The sequence below is a fragment of the Pseudonocardia ammonioxydans genome (assembly GCF_900115005.1).
GTDB classification, from domain to species: domain Bacteria; phylum Actinomycetota; class Actinomycetes; order Mycobacteriales; family Pseudonocardiaceae; genus Pseudonocardia; species Pseudonocardia ammonioxydans.
Genome location: NZ_FOUY01000066.1, coordinates 1 through 18597 on the forward strand (window position 1 = coordinate 1; position 18597 = coordinate 18597).

The 18597-nt window shown below is 71.4% G+C and carries 18 protein-coding genes; 8 read left to right on the top strand and 10 right to left on the bottom strand.

What is annotated here, in order from left to right:
• Nucleotides 1-121 precede the first annotated feature (121 nt).
• The 4 genes from BM093_RS31530 (at nucleotide 122) to BM093_RS31545 (ending at nucleotide 5341) form a co-directional block, all read left to right on the top strand.
• Entirely contained in the window at nucleotides 122-1519 is a 1398-nt protein-coding gene (locus BM093_RS31530) for an IS1380 family transposase (RefSeq protein ID WP_093343151.1), read from the top strand.
• Between the two features lie 215 nt (nucleotides 1520-1734).
• Nucleotides 1735-2631 carry a LysR family transcriptional regulator gene (locus BM093_RS31535; protein ID WP_245773933.1) on the top strand — a complete coding sequence of 299 codons (897 nt, stop codon included), beginning with the start codon at nucleotides 1735-1737 and terminating at the stop codon, nucleotides 2629-2631.
• A 120-nt stretch (nucleotides 2632-2751) separates the two neighbouring features.
• On the top strand, nucleotides 2752-4263 hold the full coding sequence (locus tag BM093_RS31540) for an APC family permease (protein WP_093355836.1): 1512 nt from the start codon (nucleotides 2752-2754) through the stop codon (nucleotides 4261-4263).
• Between the two features lie 37 nt (nucleotides 4264-4300).
• Nucleotides 4301-5341 carry an aminotransferase class IV gene (locus tag BM093_RS31545; RefSeq protein ID WP_093355841.1) on the top strand — a complete coding sequence of 347 codons (1041 nt, stop codon included), beginning with the start codon at nucleotides 4301-4303 and terminating at the stop codon, nucleotides 5339-5341.
• Between the two features lie 73 nt (nucleotides 5342-5414).
• On the opposite strand, the gene BM093_RS31550 is transcribed toward BM093_RS31545, so the two are convergent.
• From BM093_RS31550 to BM093_RS31585, 9 genes are all read right to left on the bottom strand, one after another.
• Entirely contained in the window at nucleotides 5415-6065 is a 651-nt protein-coding gene (locus tag BM093_RS31550) for a hypothetical protein (RefSeq protein ID WP_143105635.1), read from the bottom strand.
• Nucleotides 6066-6348: 283 nt separating this feature from the next.
• Complete coding sequence (locus BM093_RS31555; protein WP_218163018.1) at nucleotides 6349-6600, bottom strand: nucleotidyltransferase family protein; 252 nt, start codon at nucleotides 6598-6600, stop codon at nucleotides 6349-6351.
• A 636-nt stretch (nucleotides 6601-7236) separates the two neighbouring features.
• Nucleotides 7237-7878, bottom strand: a complete 642-nt coding sequence (locus BM093_RS35535; RefSeq protein ID WP_143105636.1) for an MmpS family transport accessory protein — start codon at nucleotides 7876-7878, stop codon at nucleotides 7237-7239.
• Between the two features lie 1011 nt (nucleotides 7879-8889).
• The gene (locus BM093_RS36845; protein WP_218163019.1) at nucleotides 8890-9132 is read right to left on the bottom strand and encodes an AMP-binding enzyme; all 243 of its coding nucleotides are present in this window, start codon (nucleotides 9130-9132) and stop codon (nucleotides 8890-8892) included.
• Nucleotides 9014-10411: an AMP-binding protein gene (locus BM093_RS31565; RefSeq protein WP_218163020.1), complete on the bottom strand. Its 1398-nt coding sequence runs from the start codon at nucleotides 10409-10411 to the stop codon at nucleotides 9014-9016. The genes BM093_RS36845 and BM093_RS31565 overlap by 119 nt, the downstream gene beginning before the upstream one ends.
• 32 nt (nucleotides 10412-10443) lie before the next feature.
• Nucleotides 10444-11274 (bottom strand): SDR family NAD(P)-dependent oxidoreductase, encoded by an 831-nt coding sequence (locus BM093_RS31570; protein WP_093355853.1) that lies wholly within the window; start codon nucleotides 11272-11274, stop codon nucleotides 10444-10446.
• A gap of 2 nt (nucleotides 11275-11276) precedes the next feature.
• Nucleotides 11277-11702 carry a MaoC/PaaZ C-terminal domain-containing protein gene (locus tag BM093_RS31575; RefSeq protein ID WP_093355857.1) on the bottom strand — a complete coding sequence of 142 codons (426 nt, stop codon included), beginning with the start codon at nucleotides 11700-11702 and terminating at the stop codon, nucleotides 11277-11279.
• Nucleotides 11699-12157, bottom strand: a complete 459-nt coding sequence (locus BM093_RS31580) for a MaoC family dehydratase N-terminal domain-containing protein (RefSeq protein ID WP_093355860.1) — start codon at nucleotides 12155-12157, stop codon at nucleotides 11699-11701. The genes BM093_RS31575 and BM093_RS31580 overlap by 4 nt, the downstream gene beginning before the upstream one ends.
• A 3-nt stretch (nucleotides 12158-12160) precedes the next feature.
• Entirely contained in the window at nucleotides 12161-13336 is a 1176-nt protein-coding gene (locus BM093_RS31585) for a lipid-transfer protein (protein WP_093355863.1), read from the bottom strand.
• Between the two features lie 121 nt (nucleotides 13337-13457).
• Here BM093_RS31585 and BM093_RS31590 point away from each other — a divergent pair, with 121 nt between their 5' ends.
• From BM093_RS31590 to BM093_RS31600, 3 genes are read left to right on the top strand one after another with little or no spacing between them, the layout of a single operon-like run.
• The gene (locus BM093_RS31590) at nucleotides 13458-14996 is read left to right on the top strand and encodes an acyl-CoA synthetase (RefSeq protein ID WP_093355869.1); all 1539 of its coding nucleotides are present in this window, start codon (nucleotides 13458-13460) and stop codon (nucleotides 14994-14996) included.
• Nucleotides 14996-15829, top strand: coding sequence for an enoyl-CoA hydratase-related protein (locus BM093_RS31595; RefSeq protein WP_093355874.1), 834 nt, complete (start codon nucleotides 14996-14998; stop codon nucleotides 15827-15829). Before BM093_RS31590 ends, BM093_RS31595 begins: the two co-directional genes overlap by 1 nt.
• On the top strand, nucleotides 15826-16962 hold the full coding sequence (locus BM093_RS31600; protein ID WP_093355878.1) for a TetR/AcrR family transcriptional regulator: 1137 nt from the start codon (nucleotides 15826-15828) through the stop codon (nucleotides 16960-16962). Before BM093_RS31595 ends, BM093_RS31600 begins: the two co-directional genes overlap by 4 nt.
• Nucleotides 16963-17644: 682 nt before the next feature.
• Here BM093_RS31600 and BM093_RS31610 read toward each other — a convergent pair.
• Nucleotides 17645-18103: a hypothetical protein gene (locus BM093_RS31610; RefSeq protein WP_093355884.1), complete on the bottom strand. Its 459-nt coding sequence runs from the start codon at nucleotides 18101-18103 to the stop codon at nucleotides 17645-17647.
• A 273-nt stretch (nucleotides 18104-18376) separates the two neighbouring features.
• Between BM093_RS31610 and BM093_RS31615 the strand changes: the two genes are divergently transcribed.
• Nucleotides 18377-18597, top strand: a 221-nt coding sequence (locus BM093_RS31615; RefSeq protein WP_143105637.1) for a transposase family protein, incomplete at its 3' end; no start/stop codon positions are given.

Genomic DNA, 18597 nt, shown 5'->3' on the forward strand with positions numbered 1-18597 from the left:
AGCCTCGATCCGCAGATGAACCTCGTCGTAATGCGGCGCGTGAAGAAGGAAAGTGCCTCCTGAGCTGGGATGATGGGTGTTGCGACGCACCGATCAACCCGGCTCGAGAGAGGCACTTTCAGTGCGAGTCTGTCACAGGTTCACCGCCGACTCGGCGCGCTTCGACGAGGATAATCTCGTGTCGGACGCGGGCCTGGTGCCGCTGCTCGGGCTGGCCGAGCAGACCGGCCTGGCAGAGATCATCGCCGGGAAGGTGTCGATCAAGACGCCGCGGGTCAAGTCGGGCTCGGCGAACCCGGCACCGAAACTGCTCACCGTGATCGCCAGGATGTGCGCCGGCGCGGACAGCATCGATGATCTGGACATGCTGCGCGCGGGCGGGATGCCGATCGTGTTCGACGACGTGTACGCGCCCTCCACCCTGGGCACGCTGTTGCGGGAGTTCAGCTTCGGACACGCCCGCCAGCTGGAGTCGGTACTGCGCGAGCACCTGTGCGCCCTGGCCGCACGCACCGGGGTGCTGGCCGGGGTTGACAAGCAGGCGTTCATCGACATCGACTCGCTGCTGCGCCCGGTGTACGGGCACGCCAAGCAGGGCGCCTCCTACGGACACACCAAGATCGCCGGCAAGCAGGTGCTGCGCAAGGGCCTCTCGCCGTTGGCCACCACGATCAGCACCGAGCAGTCCGCACCGGTGATCGCGGGGATGCGGCTGCGCGCGGGCAAGACCGGCTCGGGCAAGGGAGCCGGGCGCATGGTCGCCCAAGCGATCGCCACCGCCCGCACTGCCGGCGCGACGGGGAAGATCCTCGTGCGCGGCGACTCCGCCTACGGCAATCGCGCAGTGGTCCGCGCGTGCCGGCGCGGCAAAGCCGAGTTCTCCCTGGTAGTGACCAGGAACCGGGCCGTCCAACGCGCCATCGCCTCCATCCCGGACACGGCCTGGACCCCGGTGCGCTACCCGGGTGCGGTCCAGGACCCCGACACCGGAGCGTGGATCTCCGACGCCGAGGTCGCCGAGGTGCCCTACACCGCGTTCGCCCACACCCATGACCAGTTCAGCGCACGGCTGGTGGTGCGCCGGGTCAAAGACGCCCGCTACCCCGATGCGCTGTTCCCGGCCTGGCGCTACCACCCGTTCTTCACTAACACGGGCCTGTCCACCGTGGACGCCGACATCGTCCACCGCCGGCACGCGATCATCGAGACCGTGTTCGCCGACCTGATCGACGGCCCCTTGGCCCACCTCCCGTCCGGCCACTTCGGCGCCAACTCCGCCTGGGCCCTGTGCGCCGCGATCGCGCACAACCTGCTCCACGCCGCCGGCACCCTCGCCGGCCCCGCCCACGCACGCGCCCGCGGCGCGACCCTGCGCCGACAGCTGATCGGCGTCCCCGCCCGACTGGCACGACCCGCCCGCGCACCCGTGCTGCACCTACCCAGCCGCTGGCCCTGGGCGCCGGCATGGCAACGGCTCTGGGACCACACCATCGGCCACAGCCCGCCGGCCACAGCCTGACCCACCCCGCCGGCACCCGGCCCGAGAGCACACAACCGTGGAAGAGCTGGACAGACCAGCGACTCCCGCACGCCTCGAGCCAGGTCGCCATGATCACCTCACGGGCCAAGATCACTACCAACGCGGTTCTGCGGATCGAGGCTAAGGTCCGCCCATCGGCAGGGACGGGCAGGTCGCGAGCAGGCCGGGACGGGGACGACATTTCTGCTGCTGACGTGACGCTGAGGCAACTCCGCTACTTCATCGTCCTGACGGAGGAGCTGAACTACCACCGGGCGGCCGCCCGGCTGTTCATCTCCCAGCCCGCGTTGTCCAACGCGATCAAGCAACTGGAGAGCCAGTTCGGCGTCGCCCTCTTCGAGCGCTCCACCCGGGAGGTCCACCTCACCGATGTCGGGGCGAGCTGGCTACCCGAGGTGCGGAACGCCGTTGCTCTCGTCGACGGCGCTGTCGACCACCTCTCGATTCTCTCCGGCGGGCGGTGGGGCCGGTTCCGGCTCGGTTACCTCATCGGTACCGGGGCCGACCTGGTGTTCGACATGGTGCGCAGCTTCGAACTGGCTCACCCCGACATCGCGGTCGAGCCCGAGGAGTACGACTTCTCCGACCCGACCGCGGGCCTCGCCGATGGGACGGCCTCCATCGCGCTGATCAGGCCGCCCGTCGACGTCCCCCGCCTCCGGTCACTCGTCGTGGACAGCGAGACATGGGTGGCGTGCCTCTCGCGCGACCACCCGCTCGCTGACCGCGTCGAGGTGCGGATCGGCGAGCTGCTCGACGACCCGATCATCGCCGCGCCCGAGAGCGCCGGGGGATGGCGGGACCACTGGTTGGCAACGGACGTACGCGCCGGGGTCCCGCCGACCGTGGCAGCCGTGGCCACCACGTACGAAGCCGAGATCACGTGTGTGGCGCGCGGTCTGGGGATCAGCTTCACGACGGCCTCGAGCGCGCGCCTCTACCAGCGGCCCGGTGTCGTCTACGTACCGATCGTCGACCGCCCGCCGAGCCGAGCCGCGCTCGCCTGGGTCCCCGAGAGCCTCACCCCCGAGGGCGAGCTCTTCCTGCGCCACGTGCGGCGGCAGCGTGAGGACCAACAGCTCGGTCGATAACCTTTCGCTATCAGCTGATCCAGTTTCAGAACTTCTCCCCTGGCCCCCGCTGCGCTTTCCTGGCTCCCGACGCAACCACGCGGTCCACGACGGACCGCCTGATGCCAGGCTGGAGCAGCCGTGACCGAGCACGAAACGCGTTCCGAGGTCGCCGGGCCCGTCGGAGGGGCGACTGCAGACGACGAGGACGCCCGCCTGGCCGACTTCGGCTACACGCAGCGCCTGGACCGTTCGATCGGCCCGCTCGCGTCCTTCGCCATCGGCTTCGCCACGATCAGTGCGACCACGGCCGTGTTCACCGGATTCGGCGCCGGATTCACCAGCGCCGGCGGCCCGTTCGTCTGGACCCTGCTGATAGCCGGTGCCGTGTTCGCGGTCTGGACGATGATCGCCGCCGACCTGGCCGCGAAGATCCCTCTCGCGGGCTACTCCTACCAGTGGACGAGCCGGATCAACGGTCCGGACCTGGGCTGGTTCACCGGATCGATCGCGGTCGTCGGGTGGATCTGCGGCATGACCTGTGTCGGGTACATCTTCGCGGGCTACCTGGCCGGCCTGTTCGGACTCGCCCCGACCCAGACGACGCAGATCCTGATCGCGATCGGGATCGTCGCCCTCTGCGCCTTGATCAACATCTACGGCGTCCGGTTCGCGACGATGGTCAACAACACCGGGGTCGCGCTCGAGCTGGTCCTGACCGTGCTCGGGACGCTGGTGGTGGCCGTCGTCGCGTTCTCGGCCCCGGACCGGCACCAGCCGCTGTCGGTCCTGTTCACACCGGGTGGTTCGGGCGAGCAGGCGAGCTACGCGCTGGCATGGCTCGCCGCGGCGCTCGGCCCGTTCTTCGGGCTCATCGGGGTCGAGTCCAGCGCGGACGTCGCGGAGGAGACCAAGCGCAGCCGCCACGTGGTGCCGCGCGCCATGATGTACGCACTCGGGGCCTCGATCGTCGTCGAGCTGCTGATGTACAGCGTCTACGTCCTCGCCATCCGCGACGAGGCCGCTGTCCTGGCCAACAGCTCCGCCCCGATCGAGACGATCATCGACCAGCAGCTGGGTCCGGTCGCCACCAAGATCGTGGTGGCGATCGCCCTCACCAACATCCTGGCCTGCCTGCTCGCCAACATGCTCGTCGCCACCCGGCTGGTCTACTCGATGTCCCGGGACAACATGTTGCCGTTCTCCGCGACGTGGCGGCGGGTATCGCCCCGCACGCTGACCCCGACCGCCGCGGTCGTCGGCCTCGCCTCGCTCTCCACGCTGATGCTGTTGTCGGCGCTGGTGAACGAGGAGGCGTTCACCTACATCATCGGCATCGCCTCGCTGGCCTTCTTCGCCGTGTACACCCTGCAGACCGTCGGGCTGCTCATCGGCGTACGCAAGGGCACGATCCCGGCCGCCGAACCGGGGACGTTCGATCTCGGCCGGCTCCGGCTCCCGCTCTACCTCCTCGCCCTCGCGGTGTTCCTCACCGTGGCCGGGGCGCTGGTCGTGCTCCCCGAGTTCGCCGGCAACGGCTGGGTGTTCCTGGGCGTCGTCGTCGCCTGCGCGCTCTGGTGGGCCACCGGGCTGCGTGCGCGGCTGCGCACGGGCGAAGCCGGCGCCGGCTACTCCGGCAGACACACCCCCTGAGCCAGATACCCATCTCCATGGAAAGGACATCCGCACCATGACCCTCGCCGATTCCGGAACCGACTTCTCGACCAGCAACCTCGTCGCGGTCGAGCCCGGGGCGATCCGTGAGGACACGCCGCCCGGCTCCGTGATCCAGTACAGCGACTACGAGCTCGACACCTCCAGCCCCTACGCCGGAGGCGCGGCGTGGATCGAAGGCGAGTACGTCCCGGCGTCGGAGGCCCGGATCTCCATCTTCGACACCGGCTTCGGCCACTCCGACCTGACCTACACCGTCGCCCACGTCTGGCACGGCAACATCTTCCGGCTGGCCGACCACATCGAACGCCTCCTCGACGGAGCCCGGAAGCTGCGGCTCGCCTCGCCGTACGACGAGACCGAGATCGCCGAGATCGCGAAACGCTGTGTCGGTCTGTCCCAATTGCGCGAGGCCTATGTGAACATCACGCTCACCCGCGGCTACGGCAAGCGGAAGGGCGAGAAGGATCTGAGCAAGCTCACCTCGCAGATCTACGTCTACGCGATCCCGTACCTGTGGGCGTTCCCTCCGTACGAACAGATCTTCGGGACCTCCGCGGTCGTACCCCGCCACGTGCAACGCGCCGGGCGCAACACCATCGATCCGACGATCAAGAACTATCAGTGGGGGGACCTGACCGCCGCGAGCTTCGAGGCCAAGGACCGCGGTGCCCGCACCGGCATCCTGCTGGACGCCGACGGATGTGTTGCCGAGGGACCAGGGTTCAACGTCGTCGTGGTCAAGGACGGCGCGCTGGCGTCCCCGTCCCGGAACGCGCTACCCGGGATCACCCGCAAGACCGTCTTCGAGATCGCCCACGCGCGAGGGATCTCGGCCGAGTTGCGCGACGTCACGAGCCGGGAGCTCTACGACGCCGACGAGTTGATGGCCGTCACGACGGCGGGCGGAGTCACCCCGATCACCTCGCTCGACGGCGCCGCTGTCGGCGACGGCGAGCCGGGCCCGATCACGGTGGCGATCCGGGACCGGTTCTGGGCGCTCATGGACGAGCCGTCGGACTTGATCGACACGATCAGGTACGACGTGGATCGCTGAGTCGCGTACCGGGCCGGTGCCGGGCGAGTCGCCCCCTCCACCGGAGGTCACCTTGGTCGAGAAGGGCTCCATCTCACCGGTCGGGTCGGCTGCGCACCTGCGCCTGCAGGAACTCGATGCCGGCGCGCAGGGCCGCAGCACCGTCCGAAGTGGACTCACCCAGCGCCTGGACGTCCTGGCCGGTGACCGCTGTCATGCTCGCGCGCACGTGTTCCCTGATCTCCGCCGCGACCTCGCAGAGCTGGTCCGTCCACCGCTCGGCCTCGGGCAGCGCCGCCGTCGCACGAGCGGTGTCGGGCTCACGCTGCAGGGCGAGCAGGTGGCCGTCGAGCGAGGCGGCGAGCCTGCCGAGCTCGTGGTGCTGCTCCGCGAGCGTGGCCGACACGAGGGCGTGGTCCGTGGCGGCGACCACCCGGTCCGTCTCGGCGACGGCGGCGGAGAGACTGCTGCGCAGCTCGGCGGTACGGCGCGCGGGCCCCTCGGGCAGCGTGCGGGTCTGCAGCTCGGTACGCGCACGGTTGATCAGGTGCTGGTTGTTCCCGGCGAACCGTCGCAGACCGCGCCACAGCCGACGGACCGCGAACGCGACGACTACCGCCAGCACGAGCAACAGCCCGCCCGCGACCGCGAGGAACAGCGGGTCCGTCAGGAGCGACACGAGCAGGTCGACCTGCGTCGGTGTCATGGCGAGCACCGGGCTCGAGACCCCCGCCGACGCCACCACGCCCATCACTCCTCTCCGGTCCGGTCCGCGCCACGAGCTTACGGATCCGGCAGCGGTCGTGACGGAGCCAGCTCGCAACTCGCGGGGGGCTTCGCACCGCGATCGGCTTCACGGGGCACAGCCGCACGACTCCCCGGTCGGGTCCGGCCCGTCGCCGTGCCCGACTCGCTCGATGCGCCCACAGGCGCTCTGCGGTCCGCCTCGATGGCGGCGACCGACAGCCCGGCCACCAGCAGCTGTGCCTGCTCCGCCGGGGCGATCATCTCGTGCACCAGCAGGGGCATCACGCCGCATGGACCGGCCTGGCCTCGTCCAACACGCTGTCACGCAGCCCGGGATGCAACGCGCGCCGCGCCGCCAGATCCACCGGGTGACCGAAAATCGCCGTCAGCTCGGCAGTGAGATGCTCGATCTCCCAGCCGAGCCGAGCACCCGGTCGCAGTTCGTAGAGAAGATCGACGCCACTGGACGGCGACGCGTCTCCACGTGCGGCGGACCCGAGGACGGAGAGGGACGCGATTCCGTACGCCGACACGCCTCGGCGAGACGATCCAGGTCGACGTCGGCCATCGTCTGACTGCCGAGGCTGCTCAGGTTCGACCATGCCCTGACCTCCCGGGCGACCCTCTCCAGGGTCCCCTGCGCATGGAGGCCGCACGCCGTCGTTCGGTGCAGACGCCTACACCTCGCGGCCGCCGCCATCCGGCAGGCCCGAGGTCGATGATCCGCTGCGCCCGGTCACCGTTCTCGTCCGTCCGTCCGAGCGCGTCGGCGTCGCCGCCCGGCGCGCCCTGGCCCGCGGCGACGGACGCCGGGCATCGCCGCGATCACCGTCCGCACACTGCGCCGACTCGCCGAGGACCCGGCCGGAACGAGCCGGCCCCGGAGGGTCGCACTCCCCTGACCACGATGATGCTCGCCGCGAGCGTCCACGACGTCCTGCGCACCGAGACCGGCGTGTTCGGCCCCGTCGCCGGTCAGGTCGACACCGTCCGCGCACTTGCCCGCGCTCATCGCGAGCTGCGAGCCGTCGACGGCGCGGAACGGATCGCCGGCACCGACCGAGTCCCGGAGGACACCGTGCGGATCCGCCGGGAGCCGACCGCGACCACGTTCGACGAGACCGGCCTGCTGCGCCGTGCGGCACAGCCATGGGCGGCGGCTGCCATCGTCAGCGGCGACCGCTGCAGGAAACCGCGGAGTAGTCGCCGTCCGCCGACTCCTCCGACAGGACAACACCGTCGACGTCGATCCGGCAGGAGATCTCGCCCGACCCACCGGCGGCGCTGACCGAGTACTCGGTGGGCTCGACGGCCGCCGGCGAGGTCTGCTGCCAGGGCAGCTCCGCCCCGGAGACCTGGGTGATCGACGTCCCCCGGCCGACGGTGATCGTGCCCGCCGACCCGGCCCCGGTCACCTCGTAGGTGACCTGGGCCGCCGCGGGTTGCGCACCGGCGCCGGCGGCCGGCTCGTCGACGGCCGGGGCAGTGCCGGGCGGGGCAGTGCCGGGCGGGCTGCTGCCGGTCGGGGTCCCGAACGCGACCGTCTGTTCGGTTCGCGAGGCCTCGAGCTCGTCGTCCGAGCTGTCGAGGACGCCGAGTCCGATCGATACGGCGGCGGCGATGGCCGCGGCGGCGCCGACCATCCACGGCCATCGCCGCCGGCGGGCCGGACGGACGTCGTCCCGCCCGGTCCGGCCGCGCCGGCGGCGGACGCCACGGGCCGGTCGAACCTCGGCGAGGTCGTCAGGAAGACCGGAGCCCGCCGCCCGGTCGTGCACCGGCCCACCGCCGTGCACGATGACCTGGGTCATCTCATCGTCCGGGCCGCACCCGGAGTCGCCGGTGACGTGCCCGAGGTCGTCCGGCCCGGATCCGGCAGACGGGTATCCGGGACACTCGTGGTCGGGGTACCCGCGGTCGTGCGACGGGTCGTCCGGGCGGGGCCGACCGGCCGGCCGGCCCCGGGCGTCGCGGCGTTCGGGCTCGAGCGCCCTGCCACCCCGGGTGGCCGGGTGGTCGCCGCCGTCGAGCGGATACCGGTCGTCGACGTCGTGCCGCCCGCGGGCGGAGCCGTCGGAGGCGGGTCGAGCGAGTTCGCCGTCACCGCCGGCTCGACGGCGCCCGCCGTGGGGGGCACGGCCGGTGCGGTCGTGACCGGGCGGAGCGGTGTCCGCCGAGCGCCGTCTCCTCGGTCCCAGGCCGGGCGGGGTCACGTCCGGTTCGGGTGTCTCCGATGCGCGGCGATGCCCACGCCGTTGCCCGCGCTCGATCCGCCCGACTCCCGACCCGTCAGCACCGTGACGGCCGGTGACCGTGCCCGACGGCGGCGGCGCGCCGGCCGAGGGGTCAGGTCGACGACCACGGGCCACGACCGGTCCGGCCGCGTGCTCCCGGCCCGCAGGAAAGAGGATGCCGGCAGCGAGATCCTCGGGCGAGAGATGCCCGGCCGGGGACCCGACAACACCGTCTGTTCGATCGGTCACCTCGGCCGTCCGGCGCCGACCACGTCGTGGCGCCGGAGGCGGTTCGTCGCCGAGTACCCAGATGCCCTCGTCCGCATCCCATCTCGGTCCTGACACGACGCCCTCCTTGGTAGCCGTGCCGATTCAACGATTCGACCGCCTGCCGGTTACGGAACGCTGACGGCTGCAACAGGCAGTGACCGTGCCCGACTCTGGCGGACGAAGCCGCCAGCTGCTGTCCGGCAACCGAGGGAGCACGGTGGCCCGGTCGGGTCGAGCACTGACGCCTGGGGACAAGAGGTGTGGGCACGGCAGGGTTCGAACCTGCGACCGCTCGGGCGTGAAGAGCGTGCGAGACGCTCAGCTCCCGAGACGAGCGCGGAGCCGGGTCTTGAACACCTTCCCGGAGTCCTCGCGTGGCATATCGGTGTCGAGGACGATCCGGCGTGGCACCTTGAAGCCGGCGATGCGTTCGCGCAGGTGGTCACGGATCGCGGCCGCGTCGTCGTCGGAGCCTGCGGTCCCGTCGGCGGGCTCGACGACCGCGACGACGGTCTGCCCGTACTCCGGGTCGGGCAGGCCGATGACGGCGCAGTCCCGCACGGCGGGGTGGGTGATCAGGGCGGCCTCGATCTCGGCCGGGTAGACGTTCACCCCAACCGACGTTGATCATGTCGGTGCGCCGGTCACAGAGGTGGAGGAAACCGTCGTCGTCGAGGTGGCCGATGTCGCCGATGGTGACCAGGCCGTCGTGCTCGACGGCGCGGCGGTCCTCGGCGCGCCCGTGGTAGGTGAAGTCGCCGAAGCCCGGGTTCCAGAGGTGGACCTCGCCGATCTCGCCCGCCGGCAGCCACGAGCCGTCGTCGCCGAGCACGCCGACCGAGCAGCCCGGCATGGCCTTGCCGACGGTGCCGGGGTGGGCCAGCCACTCCTCGCTGGTGCAGCCGACGACGATCCCGGTCTCGGTGCCGCCGTAGTACTCGTTGACGATCGGCCCGAGCCACTCGATGAACGCGCGTTTGATCTCGGGCGGGCACGGCGCGGCGGCGTGGGTGATCGAGCGCAGGCTCGACAGGTCGTGCCGTACGCGCACCTCGTCGGGGAGCGCGAGGAGTCGCACCATCATCGTCGGGACCAGGTGCAACGAGGTGATCCGGTAGCGCTCGACGAGCGCGAGGAGTTCGCCGGCGTCGAAGCGCGGCTGCATGACGACCAGGCCGCCGGTGCGGCCCGCGACGATGCCGAATACGTTCGGCGCGGTGTGGTACATCGGTCCACACACGACCGTCCGCATCGCCGAGGCGATCCCCATCAGCGCCAGGCCCGCGCCCACGACGGGGTCGGCCGGGTTCAGCGGGGCGAGCCGGCGGACGCCTTTGGGCCGTCCGGTGGTCCCGGACGTGTACACCGTGCTCGCGGCCGACGGGCGGGGCTCACCGGTCCACGGCTCGACGGCGGCGACGGCGGTGTTCCAGGACCGGGCCACGGGCGCCGGGACCGGGTCCGTCCCGGTGGCTTTCGCGATCTCCGGCGGGGTGTCGACGACGAGGACGGCAGTGGTCTCCGGGACGGCGCCGGAGATCTGGTCGAGCAGGTCGGCGTGCACGACGAGCACCGCGGCGGCGCAGTCGGCCAGGATGTAGGCGACCTCGTCTCCGCGGTAGTGCCAGTTGACCGGCACCGGGACCGCGCCGAGCGCCTGGACGGCGTAGGTGGCCTCCAGGAACGCGATGTCGTTGCGCAGCATGATCGCGACATTCGTGCCGGCACCGACGCCGTACCCGTCCAGGACGGTCGACGCCCGCGCGACCCGGTCGGCCAGCTCGTCGTGCGTGACGTGACGGTCACCGGAGATCACCCCGGTCACCTCGGAGTCGGGCATGGTCCTCACCTCCGCGCTGGGGGACGGGGTCATCAGATCGCCAGTCCGCCGGAGCAGACCAGGGTCTGGGCGCTGACGTAGTCGGACTCGGGGCGGCAGAGCAGGTACACGGCGCCGGCGGCCTCGACCGGGGTACCGGCCCGCCCGAGCGGGATGGAGTGCTCCATGGCGGCGAGCAGGTCGGGGTTGACCCCGACCGCAATCTCGCGGCCGTCGACGTCGATCGTGCCGTCCCCGCCGGCCGGGGTCTCGGTGAGCCGGGTCCGGATCAGTCCGAACGCGACGGTGTTGAGCGTGACGTTGTAGCGGCCCCACTCCTTCGCCAGCGCCTTGGTGAGTCCGGTGATCCCGGCCTTGGCCGCCGCGTAGTTCGCCTGCCCGACGTTGCCGCCGAGCCCGGCCAGCGAGGAGATGTTGACGACCTTGCGGCACGGCACCGGCTCGCCCGCCGCCTTCGCCTGCTTGGCCATCCCGGAGATGACCGGCTGAGCCGCGCGCAGGATGCGGAACGGGGCAGTGAGGTGCACGTCGAGGATGGCGTCCCACTGCTCGTCGGTCATCTTCTGCACGACCGAGTCCCACGTGTAGCCGGCGTTGTTGACCACGATGTCCAGCCCGCCGAACTCGTCGACGGCGGTGCCGACGAACCGCTCGGCGAAACGATCATCGGTCACGCTGCCCCGGCAGGCGACGGCACGCCCGCCCGCCGCCTCGATCGCGGCCACTGTCTCCTTGGCCGGGCCGTCGTCGAGATCGTTCACGACGACGGCGGCGCCGTCCGTGGCGAGCTTACGGGCGATCTCGGCGCCGATCCCCCGTCCGGACCCGGTGACGATCGCGACCTTGCCATCCAGTGCTCCCACGTTCATGCGTCCTTTCCGGACTCTCCGATGGCGACGGTGGCGTCGCCGGTGAGGGTGGTGGTGCCGTCGTCGAGCACGACGGAGAGCTCGACGGTGGCCAGGCCGTCGTCGACGGCGGTGACGCGCCCACGGCAGGTCGGTCGCCCGTGCACGGGTGTGATCGCGGCGAAGCGGACCCGGTAGGAGCGGACGCGGTGCTGGCCGAACCGGTCGGTGAGCAGCCGGGCGAGGTAGGCGGCGGAGAGCATGCCGTGGGCGAACACGTCGTCGCGGCCTGCGCTGCGGGCGACATCGAGGTCGATGTGGATCGGGTTGTGGTCGCCGGACGCGCCGGCGAACAGGGCCAGCGTGGTGCGCGAGATCGGGTCGACGGCCAGCGGTTCGAGCTCGTCGCCGACCTGCAGGGATGAGGTCGTCCGTGCGGTCATCGGGCTGCCTCCGGGTTCTGCACGACGATCGTGGTGACCGCCTCGGCGACCGGCTGCCCGTCGCGGGTGACGTCGGTGCGCTTGACCAGGAACTCCAGCGTGCCGCCCTTCTTGGTGAAGCAGCCGACGATCCGGGGCGTGAGCGTCACGGTGTCCCCGGCGTGCACCGGTGCGTGGTAGGTGAACGCCTGCTCGCCGTGCAGGACGCGGCGCAGGTCGACACCGAGCGCGGTGAGGTAGCCGAACGGGTCGGGGGCCGCGAGCTCGAGCGAGAAGAAGAACGTCGGCGGCACCGGCAGATCCGGGTGCCCGGCGGCCTTCGCCGCGTCGAGGTCGGAGTACACCGGGTCCGTCTGGCCTGTGGCCGTCGCGAAGAACGCGAGCCGTCCGCGCTCGACCTGTGTCGTGACCGGCTCGATCGCCCATGCGAGCGCCCGGTCGGGGTCGATCGGCACGGCTCAGCCCACCTTCTCGTAGACGGCGACGACGGCCGCGCCGCCGAGGCCGATGTTGTGCTGCAGCGCGACCGTCACGCCGTCGACCTGCCGTGCGCCGGCCTGGCCGCGCAACTGCCACACGAGCTCGGCGCACTGCGCCAGCCCGGTCGCGCCGAGCGGGTGCCCCTTGGACAGCAGGCCGCCGGACGGGTTCGTCACGACCCGGCCGCCGTAGGTGTTGTCGCCGTCGGCGACGAACTTCTCCGCCGTGCCCTCCGGGGTGAGCCCGAGCGCCTCGTAGGAGAGCAGCTCGTTGGTGGTGAAGCAGTCGTGCAGCTCGACGACCCGAACGTCCTCCGGCGAGACACCCGCCTGCTCGTAGGCCTGCTGCGCGGCGGCCCGGCTCATGTCGTAGCCGACGAGCCGCATCGGGTCCCCTCCGAAGCTCGACGGTGTGTCCGTGGCCATCGCCTGCGCAGCGATCACGACGTCGGCGCGCAGCCCGTTGCGTCGGGCGAACTCCTCGCTGACGACGACGGCCGCGGCCGCCCCGCAGGTGGGCGGGCAGCACTGCAGCCGGGTCAGCGGCCCGGAGATGTGCGGCGACGCCAGCACCTCGTCGACGGTGACCTGGTCGGTGAACACCGCGTACGGGTTGTTCGCGGCGTGTCGCCGGGCCTTGACCGCGACCTGCGCGAACACGGCCGGGTCCATGCCGTGGGTCTCGCAGTACGCCTGGCCGGCGGCGCCGAAGTAACGCGGCGCCATCGGAACCGCGGGGTCCGCGTCGGCCAGCACGTCGTCGAAGCGGTCGAACGGGCTGGGGCGGTCGTCCCAGCCGGATCCGAGCGCGCCGCGCCGCATCTGCTCGAAACCGAATGCGAGCACGCACTCCGCCGCACCGGAGGCCACGGCCTGCCGCGCCAGGAACAGCGCCGACGACCCGGTCGAGCAGTTGTTGTTCACGTTCACCACCGGGACGCCGGTCATCCCGACCCGGTAGAGCGCGTTCTGCCCGCTCGTCGAGTCGCCGTACACATAGCCGGCGTAAGCCTGCTGGACCCGGTCCAACCCGATCCCGGCGTCGGCGAGCGCCGCGCGCACCGCACGCTCGGCCAGCACGTCGTAGGTCTCGCTCCTGCTCGGCGTCGCGAACGGCACCATGCCGACCCCCGCCACCGCCACTCGCTGCCCCATCAGGCGCCTCCTAAGCTAGTCGCTGTTCACTTTTGTAGCTGACGTGGCTTGACTGCGGCAAGGCCCAAGCGCCATCCTCGGGTCACATCGACTTGCGGCGATTCACAACGAGGAGAGCGTCGTGTACCTGACCCAGGGACTGCACCGGGCCGTGCAGCAGCAGCCCGACGCCGTCGCGACCGTGTGCGGAGAGCGGACCCGGACGTTCACCGAGACGGCTGAGCGGGTGGCACGCCTGGCCGGCGCCCTGCGCGGGCTCGGCGTCGCCTCCGGTGATCGGGTGGCGATGCTGTCGCTGAACTCGGACCGGTTTCACGAGTTCCTGCTCGCGGTGCCGTGGGCGGATGCCGTGCTCAACCCGATCAACGTCCGGTGGAGTCCGGCTGAGATCGTCTACTCGCTGAAGGACTCCGGAACCCGGGTCCTGATCGTCGACGACACGTTCGCCCCGATATTGCCGTCGCTGCGGCCGCACCTGGACGTCGTGATCCACGCGGGCAACGGACCCGCGCCGGACGGTGCGCTGTCGTTCGAGGAACTGATCGCCGGGGCGGAGCCGGTCGAGGACGCGCGTCGTGGCGGCGACGAGCTGGCCGGGCTGTTCTACACCGGCGGCACCACGGGGAACCCGAAGGGCGTGATGCTGTCCCACACGAACCTGATGACCTCGGCGTTCGGGTTCAACGCGACCGGCTACCTGTTCGGCCCCGGCTGCCGCTACCTGCACGCGGCGCCGATGTTCCACCTGGCCGATCTGGCCGCCTGGAGTGCCGCCACTGCCGCGGGCGGCACCCACGTCATCGTCCCGGCGTTCGAGCCCGCCGCGATCCTGGCCGCGATCACCCGGCACCAGGTGACCGACACCCTGCTCGTACCGACGATGATCCAACTCCTGATCGACCACCCCACCGTCGGCGAACACGACCTCACCAGCCTGCGGTCCGTCGTCTACGGCGCCTCCCCGATCGCCCAGTCCACACTGGAGCGAGCCATGAAGACGCTCCCGAACGCATCGTTCACCCAGGCCTACGGCATGACCGAGCTCTCCCCGCTGGCCGCGCTGCTGAGCCCGGACGACCACCGCCGCACCGACCTGCTGCGCGCCGCGGGCCGCGCGGCCCAGAACTCCGAGATCCGGATCGTCGACCCCGAGGACCGCGAGGTCCCCCGCGGCACCGTCGGCGAGATCGTCTGCCGCGGCGGGAACGTCATGCGGGGCTACTGGGGCCTTCCCGAGGAGACCGCGACGACGCTGCGCGGGGGCTGGATGCACACCGGCGACGGCGGCTACATGGACGACCAGGGCTACGTCTTCGTCGTCGACCGGATCAAGGACATGATCGTCACCGGCGGTGAGAACGTGTACTCCGCCGAGGTCGAGAACGCGTTGGCCACCCACTCGGGCGTCGCCTCGTGCGCTGTCATCGGCGTTCCCGACGACGAGTGGGGCGAGCGGGTGCACGCCGTCGTCGTCGCCGCGCCGGGGCACACCCCGGGTGCCGAGGAGCTCCGGGAGCACGTCAAGTCGCTGATCGCCGGGTACAAGGCACCGCGCAGCGTCGAACTGGCCGACGCGCTGCCGGTCTCCGGCGCGGGGAAGATCCTCAAGCGCGAGCTGCGACGGCGGTACTGGGCCGACGCCGAAAGGCAGGTGCTCTGATGGCGGGCATCCGTCGCGAGACCGCAGGCGGCGTCGCCACGCTGACGCTGGACCGGCCGCCCCGCAACGCGCTCACCACGGCGCTGGCCGACGAGCTCGTCGACGCACTGGGGCGGTGCAGGCGCGACAAGACCGTCCGCGCGATCGTCCTCACCGGCGCCGCGGACGCATTCTCCGCAGGCGCGGACCTCGCCGCGGGTCCGACAGCGATCCGCGATCTGATCGACCACGACCACCTTGGCCGGACCCCGGACGGCTACCGCGAGCCGGCCGGGCGGGTCACCGCCGCGCTCGCCGCGCTGCCGGTCCCGGTGGTCGCGGCGATCAACGGCGACGCGGTCGGCGGCGGCGCGACGATCCCGCTCGCCGCGGACGTCCGGTTCGCCGCCGACGACGCACGCTTCGCGTTCCCGTTCACCCGGCTCGGAGTCTGCCCCGAGGGGGGCTCCACCTACCTGCTCCCCTGGCTCGTCGGGCCCGGCGTCGCGGCGGACTGGCTGCTGTCCGGGCGGCTGGTCGACGCCCGGGAAGCGCTCGCCGCCGGCCTGGTCTCGCGCCTGCTCCCCCGCGGCGAGGTCCTGGATGCCGCACAGTCCTGGGCAGCGGGCGTCGCACAGCGCACCTCGCCGGCCGCGGTCGCCGTGACCCGGTCCCTGCTGGCCGGCGCAACGAGCCCGGAGCAGGCCCGCACGGCCGAAAGCACGGCGATCGCGGATCTGGCCCGCGGGGCCGACTGCGCCGAGGGCGTCGGGGCGTTCCTGGAGCAGCGCCTGCCCCGGTTCGCGGTGCGGTCGACATCCGCCGCGGCGGAGGAGAAGATCTCCGCGAGATGACGATCGACACTCGACCGGCCGTCCGCCGTCGACCACGTGACCGCAAGCAGCACATCCTCACCGCGGCGGGCACGCGGTTCTGGACCGACGGATACCACCAGGTGTCCATGGCCGGGATCGCCGCCGACGTCGGGATCGGCGCGAGCGCGCTCTACCGACACTTCCGCGGCAAGCAGGAGCTCCTGCTCGCCGTGCTCGACCAGCACCTCAGCGCGCTGGAGGCGCTCACCGCGGGCCCCGGCGGCGATGTCGTCACCGATCTCGCCGCTTACACGTTCGAGCACCGCGAGTTCGGCGTGCTGTGGGAACGCGAAGCGGGGCATCTGCCCGACGAGCAGCGCCGCGAGCTGCGGCACCGGCTGCGCGGGCTCGCCGCCCGTGTCCACCCACCCGGCTGCGAGGACGCGGACCTGCGGGCCTGGGCCGCGCTGTCGGTGCTGGACAGCCCGTCACACCACCGCGGCCGCGTTACCGCCGACCACGGCCTGCCGGTCCTCGTCCGCGCCGCGCGCGCGGTCCTGACGGCGCCGCTGCCCGCCGCAGGCGACGACCGGCCGTCGGGCGGCGGCCCCGGCCTCACACCGGCCTCGCGCCGGGAGGCACTGCTCGGCGCCGCCGTGCACCTGTTCGCCCGGCGCGGATACCCGTCGGTGTCCCTCGACGACATCGGCGCGGCCACCGGAATCGCCGGACCGAGCGTCTACAACCACTTCACCAGCAAGAACGAGGTCCTCGACGCCGCACTGAACCGGGGCAACGAGGCGCTCTGGCTCGGCCTGCACACCGCGCTGTCCGACGCCCGGGACGCCCGCGACGCACTCACCCGCCTGGCGCAGGACTACACCACCTTCGCTCTGGCGAACCCGGACCTCGTCGGCATCCTCATCTCCGAGACCGTCCACCTGCCGGCGGACCGCCAGCAGGTGCTCCGACGTGCCCAGAACGACTACCTCGCCGAATGGGCCGCGCTGCTTCCCGCCACCTGCACGACCGACGACCCCCCGACCGCCCACCTCAAGGTGCGCGCCGCCGTCGCTCTCGCCAACAGCGTCGCACGGATCCACCACCTGAGAATCCGTCCCGAGCACGCTGCCCGGACCACGGCGCTCGTCACCGCGGTGCTCGACTCATGAGACGAGCACGAGATCGGAAGAGAACGGTTGCCGGTCCTCCGAGCACGCCGTTGGTCGTACCGGCCGAGCGTGGCTGCATCGCATGCAGCAGACTGCCTGAGGCGGCGACGCAGCCTGATTTCATCCCTGAGGACAGAAGGTACGTCTGAGAGTGGGCGCGGCAGGTATCAAGCCTGCGACCGCTTGGGGATCGTGGGCGACGTTTCGACGCCTCTACCTGCAACAACGCTTCTTCTGTCGGTCGCCCTGGGACTCCCCGAACACGTGGTTCGCCGCAGTTTCGCACCACGATCGACTCCACGCCGCTTCTGGCCGGTTCGATCTTCTACTCGGTGGCCTTCGGGTGTGATGGACTCGCCGCGACCACCCACACGACCCGCCGCTGCTCGTCAGGGCAGTACCAGATCCGGCCTCCCGAAGTGACCTCATACTGCCACTGCGCCAGCACCCGACCACCGACCTGTCGCTCGCCCAGCCGGCCGCGCAAGCGGTGCTGACGTGACGGGTTCTCCGGCCGCACCGGCCGCTCAGTAAGCACGACCCACGCCTCCCAGGTGTTCGCCTGGGCCACCCGGCACAGCACCTCCCACCCCTTCGCCGCCTCCGACGTGGCGAATCGTGCTTCCCACCCGTCCGGGCGCGCCGGCGGCGCAACCCGATCGCCGCGCTTCGCCGCCACTGCTCAGGACTCGCTCGGCGCCGGGACCGGACCGAGATCATCCTCCAACGGCCTCGACAGCTCACCTACCAGCGCCGGGTCCGCGTAGACGGCCGCAGTTGCCTTCCACTCGACAAGGACCTGCGCCAGCACCGACCATCGACCGAGTTCCGCAGACGCACCCACCGCCCGCAAGAAGTCGGTGACGAACTCGGCCCGCTCAGCAGCGGGCAGGAGATCCGCCCACGGGAACTCCTCGATCAGGACGTCCGCTGCCGCCTCGTCGGGCAAGTGCGCGAGCGCGTTGCGCAGCGCCCGCGCCGCGCTCACCGCCCCGTCCGACGCCGACACCACTGCGTCCTCACGAACCAGCAACAGCGGCGCCCCATCCCGACGCCGCACACGCACGTCCCCCTGGTCCGCCAACGCCGCCACGCTCTTCGGATCGCGCTGCAGCTCGCTCCACTGCACCTCGGTGGTCACACCACCAGTCTGAACTTATTCAGAACTTTCGGCAAGGTGATCAGTGCCGACGGATGTGCACCGCAGCCGCACCAGACATCGTGGCTTCGACCATCAGAGTCGTTCGCTCTTCGCGCGGTGTGAGGCTCCGGCGTCCGGAGCCGAGCCAGTGAACCCTTTCCAACCTGGTGATCATGCGGTTGGTCGTGCCCGGCGTGGCGGGCCCGGAAAGTAGAAGAGCCCCTGGTAGACGAGTGATTGCCTAGATCAACTCGTTGTCCACCAGGAGCTCCGGTGCTTTCCTACCCGTCCGCGCTGTCGGTGTCCAGCCGCGCGCTGATCACCCTGACCAACGCCCTGCAGCGCAGCCGCAACCAGCGCGGTACCCGCTGGCGGCGACTCCCGGTCAGCCGCCACGCCCTGCTCGCCCTCGCGCACCTGCGCAAGGGCGAGACCTACCCCGACCTCGCCGCCGGGTTCGGAATCGGCACCACCACAGCGTTCCGCTACATCCG

What these genes read in the sequence shown, in the direction of transcription:
- BM093_RS31545 (WP_093355841.1), top strand. Translation starts at nt 4,301, where the DNA reads ATGACCCTCGCCGATTCCGGAACCGACTTCTCGACCAGCAACCTCGTC.
- BM093_RS35535 (WP_143105636.1), bottom strand. Translation starts at nt 7,878, where the DNA reads ATGACCCAGGTCATCGTGCACGGCGGTGGGCCGGTGCACGACCGGGCG.
- BM093_RS31565 (WP_218163020.1), bottom strand. Translation starts at nt 10,411, where the DNA reads ATGCCCGACTCCGAGGTGACCGGGGTGATCTCCGGTGACCGTCACGTC.
- BM093_RS31575 (WP_093355857.1), bottom strand. Translation starts at nt 11,702, where the DNA reads ATGACCGCACGGACGACCTCATCCCTGCAGGTCGGCGACGAGCTCGAA.
- BM093_RS31585 (WP_093355863.1), bottom strand. Translation starts at nt 13,336, where the DNA reads ATGGGGCAGCGAGTGGCGGTGGCGGGGGTCGGCATGGTGCCGTTCGCG.
- BM093_RS31595 (WP_093355874.1), top strand. Translation starts at nt 14,996, where the DNA reads ATGGCGGGCATCCGTCGCGAGACCGCAGGCGGCGTCGCCACGCTGACG.
- BM093_RS31600 (WP_093355878.1), top strand. Translation starts at nt 15,826, where the DNA reads ATGACGATCGACACTCGACCGGCCGTCCGCCGTCGACCACGTGACCGC.